General features: G+C 47.6%; 9 protein-coding genes, 3 tRNA genes and 1 pseudogene. 12 read left to right on the top strand and 1 reads right to left on the bottom strand.

The features are described from left to right. The first annotated feature begins 322 nt into the window (after window positions 1-322). The 3 genes from FC82_RS14590 to FC82_RS14580 all read left to right on the top strand — a co-directional run bounded on the left by FC82_RS14590 (window position 323) and on the right by FC82_RS14580 (window position 715). Window positions 323-395: transfer RNA gene (locus FC82_RS14590), tRNA-Thr, on the top strand. A 150-nt stretch (window positions 396-545) separates the two neighbouring features. Then, window positions 546-619 (top strand) — tRNA-Pro (locus FC82_RS14585). 11 nt (window positions 620-630) lie between these two features. Beyond that, window positions 631-715: transfer RNA gene (locus FC82_RS14580), tRNA-Leu, on the top strand. A 55-nt stretch (window positions 716-770) separates the two neighbouring features. Here FC82_RS14580 and FC82_RS14575 read toward each other — a convergent pair. After that, a complete protein-coding gene (locus FC82_RS14575) occupies window positions 771-1,322 on the bottom strand; it encodes an NUDIX hydrolase (RefSeq protein WP_054760713.1) in 552 nt (183 codons plus the stop codon). Between the two features lie 162 nt (window positions 1,323-1,484). Between FC82_RS14575 and FC82_RS14570 the strand changes: the two genes are divergently transcribed. From FC82_RS14570 to FC82_RS14525, 9 genes and pseudogenes are all read left to right on the top strand, one after another. Next, the gene (locus FC82_RS14570; protein ID WP_056997367.1) at window positions 1,485-2,693 is read left to right on the top strand and encodes a cation:proton antiporter; all 1,209 of its coding nucleotides are present in this window, start codon (window positions 1,485-1,487) and stop codon (window positions 2,691-2,693) included. 234 nt (window positions 2,694-2,927) lie between these two features. Next, window positions 2,928-5,234 (top strand): RNA polymerase recycling motor HelD, encoded by a 2,307-nt coding sequence (gene helD, locus FC82_RS14565; RefSeq protein ID WP_056997366.1) that lies wholly within the window; start codon window positions 2,928-2,930, stop codon window positions 5,232-5,234. Window positions 5,235-5,533: 299 nt separating this feature from the next. Continuing rightward, the gene (gene trpS, locus FC82_RS14555) at window positions 5,534-6,550 is read left to right on the top strand and encodes a tryptophan--tRNA ligase (protein ID WP_056997365.1); all 1,017 of its coding nucleotides are present in this window, start codon (window positions 5,534-5,536) and stop codon (window positions 6,548-6,550) included. Window positions 6,551-6,572: 22 nt separating this feature from the next. After that, complete coding sequence (locus tag FC82_RS14550) at window positions 6,573-7,490, top strand: Ppx/GppA family phosphatase (RefSeq protein ID WP_054760709.1); 918 nt, start codon at window positions 6,573-6,575, stop codon at window positions 7,488-7,490. A gap of 547 nt (window positions 7,491-8,037) precedes the next feature. After that, window positions 8,038-9,327, top strand: a pseudogene (locus FC82_RS14545) (hydroxymethylglutaryl-CoA reductase, degradative); the annotation flags it as partial. Further along, complete coding sequence (locus tag FC82_RS14540) at window positions 9,305-10,270, top strand: hypothetical protein (protein ID WP_054760705.1); 966 nt, start codon at window positions 9,305-9,307, stop codon at window positions 10,268-10,270. The pseudogene FC82_RS14545 and the gene FC82_RS14540, both read left to right, overlap by 23 nt. 14 nt (window positions 10,271-10,284) lie before the next feature. Beyond that, a complete protein-coding gene (locus FC82_RS14535) occupies window positions 10,285-10,983 on the top strand; it encodes an NAD-dependent protein deacylase (protein WP_056997364.1) in 699 nt (232 codons plus the stop codon). A 161-nt stretch (window positions 10,984-11,144) separates the two neighbouring features. Continuing rightward, the gene (locus FC82_RS14530; protein WP_054760704.1) at window positions 11,145-11,474 is read left to right on the top strand and encodes a hypothetical protein; all 330 of its coding nucleotides are present in this window, start codon (window positions 11,145-11,147) and stop codon (window positions 11,472-11,474) included. A 9-nt stretch (window positions 11,475-11,483) separates the two neighbouring features. Next, window positions 11,484-12,329 (top strand): DUF72 domain-containing protein, encoded by an 846-nt coding sequence (locus FC82_RS14525; protein WP_054760702.1) that lies wholly within the window; start codon window positions 11,484-11,486, stop codon window positions 12,327-12,329. Window positions 12,330-12,358 lie beyond the last annotated feature (29 nt).

Here is a 12,358-nt window from a genome sequence, read left to right as displayed (position 1 = left end):
CACGCCAAGAGTAGTTGGGGGATCGCCCCCTGCGAGGGTAGGACGTTGCCACGCGAAGATGAACCGCTGACTGAGGTCAGCGGTTTTTTAATGCTCAAATTTCCAGAAGCGGTGACAGACACTCAATAGAAAGCCGAAACAGTGTGCAAATTATCAAAATGCCTAAAATGGTCATCACGAAGCAAACTAGTGACCACAATCAAAATGAAACGTTGCTGTTGATCCGCAAATAGAGACATTACTGGCGTCAAACAATCGTTTTGAACACTTTATTTATGTCAACGTCTTTCACTGGGTAATCTAACTTGGTATAATTGGAGTTGCCGTTTTAGCTCAGCAGGTAGAGCACTTCCATGGTAAGGAAGAGGTCATCGGTTCAAATCCGATAAACGGCTCTTCTAAATGGCGTTCAATGGGTCTGATACATACCTGAAGTGAATGACCAATTTCAGGTAAAAATATTGCTGTTTTAATTCAAAAAAGGGTAGTAAAACCCTACTCGCCGTAGTATACTTATTAAGTTGTCTGTTGCAAACAACCGTTTTCGGGAAGTAGCTCAGCTTGGTAGAGCACCTGGTTTGGGACCAGGGGGTCGCAGGTTCGAATCCTGTCTTCCCGATTGATTATTATGCCGGAGTGGCGGAACTGGCAGACGCGCTGGACTCAAAATCCAGTGTCCGTTGAGGACGTGTGGGTTCGAACCCCACCTCCGGTATCATACAAAAAACGATGAAGTCTACTGGACTTCATCGTTTTTTTGTTTCATGATTTCACTTGAGAAACATCTGGTAATAGGCGGCTGCGGCCAGCCCCTGAGCAGTATTGATCTTGCCCGTTTTTAGCCAGTCTAAGAATTGGTCAAAGGAAACAAGCTCAGCAGTGACAAACTCATCAGCATCGAAGTGGCGCTTTTTTTTCGTCGTCTGATCAAAACGAATCAGCATCAGCGCTGCTGTTTGGTCCATAAATCCCTCAGAAGAGGTCACAGTAGTCATTTGTGTTACAGATTCAGCAACAAAGCCCGTTTCCTCTTGGAATTCTCGTGCGGCAGCCTGTTCAGCGGTCTCCCCCGGATTGACAATGCCCGCTGGTAAGGAGACAGAGTCAGCGTTGATGCCCACCCGATATTCGCTTGTCAAAACGACGTGTTCATCGTGCGTCAGCGCCAGAATGGTCACCGTTGGATCCGTATGAATTAAATCACGTTCGACAGTCAGGGCATCCGGCGTTTTTATATGAAGCTGGTGAACGCTGAATACTGGTCCCTGATAAACTTTTGTGCGGTCAGTGATTTCACCTTGTTGATGCCACGTGCTAAACATAACAAAACCTCTTTTTCTTTTAGTTCTTAGGTGCATTGTAACACGCGTTGACAATTAACAGGAACCGGCGTTAAACTGACCTTAATAAACATTAAAAAATAATGAGAAAATATAAAAAATACGCTATAATTTTGGGAATTATGACAAAGAGGGGCGACGTGCATGGCATTTATTGGGGCATTGTGTTTAATACTTGTTTTAACAACACTGGCGGGACATTTTTGCAATCGAATGGGTATTCCAGCCGTAATCGGGCAGATTCTGGTTGGCATTGTGATTGGGCCGGCGATGCTAGGATTGATCCATAACACCAATTTAGTACAAACGTTTGCCAATATTGGCGTTATCATGTTGATGTTCATTGGGGGACTGGAAAGTAACCTTACGCTACTGAGACGATTCCTGAAACCAGCAATCATCGTGGCAATGTGCGGTGTTATCATGCCCGTGGTATTAATGGGCGCAACGGCCGCGTTGGCATTTCATTATGGGACGTTTGAGGCCATTTATATTGGTGTTATTTTTAGTGCGACCTCGGTGTCGATCTCAGTTGCCGTATTAAGAGACTATCACGCATTGGATACCTCTGAGGGGGCAACCATTCTGGGATCAGCCGTTGCTGACGATATTATTGGTGTGATTTTACTGTCAATTATGATTAGTTTGATGGGTACCCAGGGTAGTCGTACGCAAACAAATTCACTGGGATTGGGCTGGATTCTTTTGGAACAAATTGCCTTTTTTGGTGGTACCTACCTCGTTGTCCGCTGGATTGCACCTTACCTGATGGCTTTAAGTGAAAAACTTGTCATGAATGCCAGCGTGACAATAATGTCGATGGTCATTTGTCTAGGCATGGCCTACCTTGCTGATGTTGTTGGATTAAGTGGCGCGGTCGGTGCATTTTTTGCCGGTATCGCTGTCGCGCACACCCCTTATCGCGAAGTTGTCGAAGCGCACACCGAACCCATTGGGTACGCAGTTTTTATTCCACTATTTTTTGTCGGGATCGGTCTGAGTATGTCCTTTACTTATCTGACACAGGCTATTGGGCTCATTGTGACAATGACGGTGCTGGCCTGCATTAGTAAATTTATCGGGTGCGGTTTTGGGGCAGCACTGACCGGATTTAATCGTCAGAGTAGTTTTGTGATTGGCGCCGGGATGATTTCTCGCGGTGAAATGGGCATGATCACGGCACAAATTGGTTATCAGGCCGGTGTTTTATCGCGGGCCAGCTATTCGGAGTTCGTAGTCGTCATTATTTTAGCAACCATGGTGGCACCGTTGGCATTAAAACAGGCACTGAAATTATTACCTAAGGATAGTCGCCAAGGCGAACGGTCCTTTACTGTGGATGCCAGCAAGTAGGCTGGCATCAATGATTAGAAATAGACGCGTAAAATGAGCCAACTTGGCAAATTTTCGCGTTTTTTGTATCAGCCCACATTTTCGGTTGGGATTTTATGGCGTTAATGTTTGTTGGGAAGGTTAAAAAAATATAAACTCAACTCGCATTTTGAACTTACGTGGACGCTTTTATTGACACCAGCCCAAAATCCCTCTAAAATTGTCCAAGCTATTAAAAATGAAAGAGGCGGTTTTTTGACATCGCAGGAACAGGCAAAAGAACAGCGACGCGTTGATTCGGTGGTTCATCAAATTACTGCCAGAATTAAAGACGTGACGACCGATTACGCAAAGGCGCGCGCGGAAATGAAACTGGTGCAGGAAAACTATTCTGCCAACACTTCTGTGAACTACGTTGAGCTGGATGACCGAATTGATACGTCGGCCGATTTACAGCAACAGCGGGCCTTAGCGTCACGATTAATTGAAAATGAACAAATTATTAAGGGCCAGTTGGACACCTTTAAGGACCTTGAGGCATCACCTTATTTCGGGCGAATCGACATTACAGATCCCGGTGAAACTGGTTCAGAAAAGCTTTATATTGGGACCGCTTCGTTTACAAACGAGGATCAGGATTTTCTGGTCTACGACTGGCGGGCACCCATTTCATCAGTGTACTATAACGGAACCCTGGGGGATGTCGCCTACGATACCCCGGGGGGCCAGCAGTTGACGACGCTCAAGAAAAAGCGCCAGTTTCTGATTGCTAAGGGACAGATCGAAAGCATGTTTGATACCAATGAAACCGTTGGTGATGAGATGCTGCAACACGTGCTGGGCGAACAAAATGATGAAACGATGCAGAACATTGTGGCCACTATTCAGCGCGAACAAAATGACATCATTCGCGATACCCGAAGCGATTTGTTAGTGGTTCAAGGTGTCGCCGGTTCCGGCAAGACCTCAGCTATCCTGCAACGGATCGCGTTTCTGCTGTACCACAGTCGCAAGGAATTGGAAGCTGACCAAATCGTGCTGTTTTCACCTAATCGATTGTTCAGCCACTATATTTCAGACGTGCTGCCGAGCTTAGGTGAACGTAATATGCGGCAGGTTACACTGGCTGAATTTTTGACGCAGCGGCTGCAGGGGTTAGACGTTGAGACCTTATTTGACCGTTATGAAGATGAAGACACAGTGTCTCAAAAGGTTCGAGATACGCGCGATTTCAAAGAGTCTGCCAATTACATGCATCAGGTGGCGGAATATTGCCAGCATCTGACACCTGACCATTTTAAATTTAATCACATTTATTTTGACGGACAGATTTTCTTTAATAAATCAGAAATTGAATCGATTTATAACAATTTGCCTTCATTGCAGCCTGCGGACCGGTTTTTACGAACGAAGAATACGTTGATCAAACGATTAAAATATCGCATTGGTGAAGAAGCGAAATCAAAGTGGGTCAACGAAGAAATTGACCAGCTTTCAGATGAGCAGTATCACGATCTGTTAGGGTCGAAGCGACTTCATGAATTCCAAGAATTAGATGCTGAAGTAGCCTTTATTGCCCGCAAAATTGTGACGAAGCGGTTACGTGTGGTTTACGATGCCATCTATAATAACTATTTTTTGGACACGTATAGCCAGTACGCTGATTTTATGGATCAGGCCGACTTGCCGGCCGATGTTGATGCATCAATTTTTCGGGCTAGCCGAGATGATTTTCTTCAAGCCATTGAATACCACAAATGTCCTTTGGTGGATACCGCACCGTTGTTGTATCTGCGTGATATCTTGACGGGGGGCGGGCAGAATCATGCGATGAAACACCTCTTCGTGGATGAGATGCAGGATTATACGATTGCGCAGCTTCAGTATTTGCACCACGCCTTCCCAAAGGCCAATATGACGTTTTTGGGTGATAGTGAGCAGGCACTGTTTCGTGATGTTGAATCGCCGGAAGCGTTACTCAAAAAGCTGCGCGCTGCCTTTCACGTTCACCGGCCACGATTGTTGAAACTCAATCGGTCGTACCGGTCGACACTGCCCATCACGACGTTTGCCAAAGCACTGTTACCGGATGGTGATGAGATAGAAGCGTTCAACCGTCCCGGTGACCTGCCCAAAGTGATCATGCGCTACGATTTTGATAGTGCCGTCGACGCGTTGGAACATCAATTAAAGACACTACAGGCAACTAATGGCATGGTCGCTGTGTTAACAAAAAATTTGGCCCAAGCCCACGAGGTTTATCAAAAACTGCATCGCAATCACGTTGATGTCAGTCTGCTGACGGATGCTGACCGTTCCTTGCCGAAGGGCATTCTAGTGCTGCCAATTTACTTAGCAAAGGGACTGGAGTTTGATGCCGTTGTCGGCTGGGATGTTTCCGCAACTAACTTCGCTGATCAACGGATGACGGGGACGCTGTATACCATCATTACCCGGGCTATGCACCAACTCGTTTTGATCAGTATCGGGCCGGTCTCCCCACTGATTGCTTCCGAGAGAATGCCAAAAAATGTGATGGAAATCGAGCACGAGTTGACCTAGTGCACCGGTTCGATGCTGGGTGTTATTGTGACCGGGTGATTTTGACATCCCCGCGTGAAACCAGTAAAATAAGAGCTATTAATAAACTAAAAATTCGCTGGTGCATCATCACCTTCACAAACAGAGATATTGCCGCGGCTGAAAGCAATAACGAGGGTGACATTGGAGCCGGCTTAAACGGAATTTGGGGTGCCTCCTTATCGGCGACGAGTGGTGACTGATTGTCACAATTTAGGTGGTACCGCGGTTGACGTCCTATTGCAATAGCAATAGGGCGTTTTTTGAAAGGATGGAAAAAAATGAGCGACAAGAAAATTATTTTAACGGGTGATCGGCCAACAGGCAAGTTGCATATCGGGCATTATGTGGGGTCATTGAAGAACCGGGTCAAGCTGCAAAACTCCGGTGAATTTGAAACCTTTATCATGATTGCTGATATGCAGGCGCTGACAGATAACGCCCGTGATCCAGAAAAAATTCGCCACAGCCTGCTTCAAGTAGCATTGGACTACTTGGCCGTGGGAATTGATCCCGCTAAATCAAACATTCTCGTTCAGTCGCAGATTCCCGCACTGACAGAATTAACTGAATTTTATTTAAACTTGGTCACGGTTTCCCGACTGGAACGGAACCCAACCGTTAAAACTGAAATCAAACAAAAGAAGTTTGGCCAAAGCGTGCCCGCTGGTTTCTTCACATACCCAGTCAGCCAAGCTGCTGATATCACTGCATTTAAGGCAACGACTGTTCCAGTTGGCGAAGACCAAGAACCCATGCTTGAACAAACCCGTGAAATTGTACGGAGCTTCAACAACATCTACGGCGATATTTTGGTCGAACCCGAAGGCTACTTCCCTGAAGAAGGGCAGGGTCGAATTCCTGGTTTGGACGGCAACGCCAAGATGAGCAAATCGTTGGATAACGCCATTTACCTGTCTGATGATGCGGATACCATCCAAAAGAAGGTCATGTCGATGTACACTGACCCGACCCATATTCACGTGGAAGACCCGGGACACATTGAAGGTAACACTGTGTTTACTTATCTGGATATCTTTGGTGAAGATACTGATAAAATTGCTGATTTGAAGGCACAATATCAACATGGCGGTCTTGGAGATGTTAAAATTAAACGGTACCTTAACGACGTACTGCAGGCAACGTTGAAGCCGATTCGCGAACGTCGCGAAACCTTCGAAAAGGACCCAGCAGGCGTGTACCAAATTCTGAAAGATGGCAGTGCCCAAGCCAACGTTGTGGCCAATCAAACACTGACTGAAGTGCGGAATGCCATTGGGGTCAACTACTTCGACTAAGTAACGGAAGGGAAGTCCGCGTATGGATAACTTGGTGATTGTCGATTTAGGGTCAAATTCGGTTCGGATGACGATTAATGAGGTTCATCCGGACAAAACATTTCATGAACTGGTACGTTATAAGGAAGATTCCCGTTTGTCAGAAGGCATGGGGCCGGAAAAACGACTTCAGGATGCGGCTGTCAAACGGACCATTGAAGCCCTAAAAGAATTCCGGGCGCGGTATGAAAATCTGCCTAACCTCACTGTTAAGGCAATTACGACCGCTGCTGTCAGACAGGCCATTAACCAGGAAGAATTCTTGGAACGGGTCAAGCGTGAGGTCGGACTGACCTTTGACGTGTTATCTGGCGACGACGAGGCCTACTATGACTACCTCGGAGTGATGAATCGGCTGCGGGTCGAGGATGCACTGATGATCGATATCGGCGGAGCCAGCATGGAAATGGTCAATATTCGCTCAGGAAAAGAGAGCAATTTGATCAGTATTCCATTTGGCGCCGTGAACTTATCCGAACAGTTTCATTTAAATAATCAAATTAAGGCAGCAGATTTCTTCGATGCTAACGTGTTTTTGCGTCGACGTTTGAAAGATATCTGGTGGCTGGATGAAGCCCGGACAAAGCCCTTTATTCTGCTTGGCGGTGCCAACCGATCGCTGGCAAGAATGAGCCGCCGGCAGCAACAGGTGCTGCACGTGGAGGCCATTCACGGCTATCAGTTGAGTACGAACGAGGTCTTTCAACTCTACACGAGTTTGCTGCGAAAAAACTTGAATCAAAGAAGACAGATATCGGGCCTGGAACCAGACAGAGCAGACATCATTGTAGGTGGCATCATGCCGTTAGTACTCTTGTTGCAGATGCTGGATTCGGACCGGGTGATCTTCTCTGAAAGCGGCGTCCGTGAAGGGGTTATTCATGCGTGGTTAGAGAAGTAGAGAGTGAAGCAAGGCATTTCGGCACGGACGCCAAAAACACGATTGTCAAAAACAACCTAGACAAATATTCCCGAAAAATCTGGCTCTGACTTTTTTGGGTTAGAGCTGCTTCTGCAGGATCCCTTGACTTGCGAAATTCGTTTCGGCAATGAGGCCAGAATACACATTGAAAGCACTACAAAGGCGAGAACTTCGAAAAAAATCGGCGTTCGATTTCTTGGCTCAAATTAACGAAGTGGAGCCCATCGGCATTGCAGGCTGTAGTGTCGGTGTTAGTAAGCGAGGGCTTTTTCCTCGCTTACTAACACGGGAGACGTAGGAGATCCACTTTTGCTTGCAAAAGTTAGCTCCGGAGCCCCCCACTTCAGCCTGCAGGGCCGATCGGTGGAACGGAGTGACATTTTTAGATGATGTTATTCACCTGAACATGACGGCTTTCGTTTTGAAATAGGTTAAAAAAAAATCGTAATCCAAATCAATGATTTACAACTACTCGTGACTAGGCCAAGCACCAAAGCCAGTCTCGAATGAACAAGAAGGATCGAAGAACATGGCAAGTTCATTTTCACATTTCTATAAACGAGACACTGAGGAACGCCGACAAATCGTTGCTGACTGGGCCGGCTTATCGGCGGCTCAACGCACTGAATTGACTGCTCGCGCTGAACAGGGTGACGCCAAGGACCTGATTGAAAACTATTTGACGGCTTTTCAACTACCCGAGGGTGTTGCCGTTAATTTTAAAGTTAACGACCACGATTACGTGGTGCCGATGGTGACGGAAGAACCGTCTGTGGTGGCCGCGGCCAGCAATGGCGCCAAAACCATTGCGGATGCAGGTGGTATTCACGCCGAGGTCAAGTCGCGTCTGCTGATGGGTCAAATCGTGCTTAGCGATGTGAAGGTGTTTGCATCAATTGACGACTGGGTGGCACTGCACACGGACGAGCTGTTGGACGCTGCACGTAAAGCGCACCCGACAATTGTCTCACGGGGTGGCGGCCCACGGTCGTTACGCACTCGTGATTTGGGTGAGGGCTATGTTTCAATTGATCTGTATGCCGATGTGAAGGCAGCGATGGGCGCAAACATGCTCAATACGATGCTAGAAGCCATGGCCGAAGTGATTCAGACGAAACTGCACCACACCACGTTGTTTAGCATTTTGTCGAATACAGCTGATCAAAGTCTGGCAACAGCGACGTGCAGCATCCCAGTTGGTTTGTTGGACACTGCTGATCAATCGGGCGCTGACGTGGCTGACCGCATTGCTGCAGCCAGTCGCGTTGCCCAGTTGGATCCTTACCGGGCGGTGACCCATAACAAGGGCATCATGAACGGTGTCGATGCAGTGGTCATTGCCATGGGCAATGACTGGCGGGCAATCGAGGCAGCTGCGCACGCGTTTGCGGTGGTTGACGGTCAGTACCGGGGGCTCAGCACCTGGGAAGTGCAGGATGGTCAACTGGTTGGCGAGCTAACTTTACCACTGCCGGTCGGGACTGTTGGCGGGGCCACGAAGGTCTTGCCAGTGGTGAAAATCAATCAGCAAATTGCCGAGATCAAGCAGCCGGAAGATTTAATGAACTTGATTGCGGCTGTGGGGCTTGCACAAAACTTCGCTGCTGTCAGGGCACTAGTGACTGACGGCATTCAAAAGGGCCACATGAAAATGCAGTTGCGTTCGCTAGCCTTGAGTGCAGGAGCAACCGGCAACGAACTAAGACCGATGGTGGCTTATCTGAAGACCCTTAATGATCCGACTGCCGCTGCCGCGGAAACCAAATTAAAAGAACTCAGAACACAAATAAAGGATGACAACGATGCAAAACATTGAAATTAACGACCAGGTTCAATCCCTGCTAGATGCAACCAACGCTATTTTTCCAGGGAAGGTTGAACTCCAATTTATTGGCCAATTACAAGTCGGTTACGTGCGGCATGACCAAGCACAAACAGTGCAGGATAAAGACCACATCATGGTGCAGGTCAGTGATTTAACCGCACCAAACTACACAGCGTCTCATGAGCTATTACACCTGTTGATGACCTTACGTGGATTTCCACAGATTTATTTTGCCGTATCAAGAGGCAACGATACGTTAGATGAGCAGCTGATGATGCTGGCCACTGAATTGTACGATATCGTGTCTCATCAAGTCGTTGTATCTGAGCAGCGCAAACATGGGCTGATTGATGATACGATTGAAGCCGAATATCTGAAAGGTGTTCAAGCAACCATCAAGCCGGAGCCCAACCCCGTTGACGATGAAATGACATTGCGGTTAATGACCGTTTTAGACGCGTTGGTCTTCTTTGGTGACAACGCCGATATCAAGGCGCAGTTTGCGAAGGATTATCCAGTTACGCTGCCGGCCGCGCAGAAATTATATGACGTCATTACAGAAAAACCGGTTGATTCACCATTTACGCTTCGGCGCAACGTGGTGAAGTTATTCAAGGCTTTTGACGCGCAGTTGCAGACCTGGGGCTTCCCGCCGTTGAACAATCAAGAATTCACAACGTTGTCCAGTGTGTTGTCCGAACGTCAGCTGCGTTTGGAAGTACGGCAATTGTTTGAACTCTTCCATTCCGACATGGTTGATATTAAAACCCAACGGCGAGCATACGTCGGCATCAATCGGGCGGATGGCCAAAACTCGTTTGTTATTTCTGCACCTAAGCCAGAAGATGATACACCTGACTACTATAAAGATATTTATGGCATGACGGTTGCTGATCTGTTTAAAAAGATGGAAATGCCGTACATTATTCGTTAGGAGGAAATGCGTTAATGGATGTTGATGTTCAAGCACAATTTGATAATGCCCAACATATCGTTTTCTTAACGGGAGCCGGGGTCTCAACGCCCTCGGGGATCCCCGACTATCGGTCAAATAACGGGTTGTATACGGCCCACAAAAACGCTGAGTACTATCTCAGCCATACCTGTTTGGCTAAGGAACCCGATGTGTTCTATAAGTATGTGACGGAAAACCTCTACAAGCCAGACGCCAAGCCTAACGTGATCCACGAAAAACAAGCCGCCCTGACGCAGCAGGACCGGGCAACCGTCATTACCCAGAACATTGATAATTTATACCGGGTGGCTGACACGAAGCATCTGGTTGAATTTCACGGCAATTTGTACAGTGTGTACTGTCAAAAATGCGGCCAATCAGTGGACTGGCATGACTACCTGAAAGATCCGATCCATGCAGGCTGCGGCGGCACTTTGCGGCCCGACATCGTCTTGTATGAGGAGGGTTTGAACGAAGCTAACATTCAAAACTCGGTCGATGCACTCCAGCAGGCTGACCTGGTTGTCATCACTGGGACGTCCATGCGGGTGTATCCGTTTGCAGGATTGCTGGACTATCGTAATCCGAAAGCACCAGTGATCGTGGTGAATAATGAGAAATTATCGTTCGCTTTTCCATACGAAATGGTTCAGATGGACGCGGCTGATTTTTATGCGCAGCTGAATGTGTGATTCCACTGACCATCGTCTGTGTCTCCCTTTAGCAATTACGGTATAATTAATGGTGAGACAGACCGGAATTAAGTTGAAATGAGCGCAAGTTGGTCCGGTATGTGATTACTGGGCCAACTTTAGTTTTCTGGTCAGAAGACATCTTAACGGAGGTGCGCGTGATGTCTGAAGATGAAATTATAACTGAGTTAAAACGATTGCTTAGTCATATGCGGCTGATGTCCGTGTTTCAAGTTACAGCGGACACGTTCATGCTGTATGGGCTGATTGTGACGTTGCTGGCAAAATCTGGTACCGTGGCCTTTCTTGGTGCGGTATTGACTCAGTCCCATGCCATTGCAGTGGTGGTGCTATTGGGTCTGATCGACCTGTGTTTCACGGGCATCCGTTACAATGATCGTCGAACGGGCGCAGGGTTGATTGAAGAGCTTGGTGATTCGCTTTCCGATGAGGCTGAGGCAATCGTGGCGCAGTTCAAACGATACAAGTGAGGTAACGTAATGATAACGATTGGGTTAACGACCTGGAAGGAACACCCCGCCCTTATTAATGATGAGCAGCGGGATGTCAGTTTAACTGAATACGCGGCGGTTTTACCCACGGTCGAAGTCGACACACCGTTTTATGGGATTCCGCGTGCCAGCACCGTGACCAAGTGGCAGCAAATGGTACCGCCAGAATTCCAATTCATTTTGAAGGCCAATAAACTGATGACCAAACATGATTATGGAACGGATGAAGTGGACGATGACGCACGCAAAACGGCCTTTGCTGAATACAAAGAAATGATCAAACCACTTGTCCGCAAGCACCAATTGAAGACGATCCTGTTTCAGTTTCCGCCATTTTTTAGGCGGTCGGCGGAGAATCTTCAGTGGTTATTTGAAGTCCGCGACATGATGGGGGATCTGCCGATCGCGGTGGAGTTTCGCAACCCAAGCTGGTACGAAAAGAGCCTGATTCCCGACCTGATGGATTACCTCACCCGCCTGCAGATGACCCACGTCATTGCGGATGAACCACACCGATTAAACGACGGTGTGCCGTTTGTTCCCGAAACTACGACACCTTCATTAGCAGTCTTGCGGCTGCATGGACGCAATGAGAAGGGCTGGTTCAATCAGAGCAAAGACTGGCGCGGCCAGCGAACGTTATATCGCTACTCTGCGGATGAACTGAACCAGTTTGCGGACGTCATTAATCACCTGACGCCGAAAGTCAAAGAGGTCTGCGTTATTTTCAACAACAACTCGAATCGCGACGCAGCACCGAACGCTTTGGAATTGCAGCAATTGATGGGCATTTCTTGGGATGGACTGGGACCCCAGCAGTTGAGTTTGTTTTGATAACCGGGGCGATTTCGGGTGATCAATAA

Origin of the sequence: Secundilactobacillus collinoides DSM 20515 = JCM 1123, from assembly GCF_001435975.1 — a bacterium.
In the GTDB taxonomy this organism is placed as follows: domain Bacteria; phylum Bacillota; class Bacilli; order Lactobacillales; family Lactobacillaceae; genus Secundilactobacillus; species Secundilactobacillus collinoides.
This window is presented reverse-complemented; position numbering and strand designations above follow the sequence as displayed.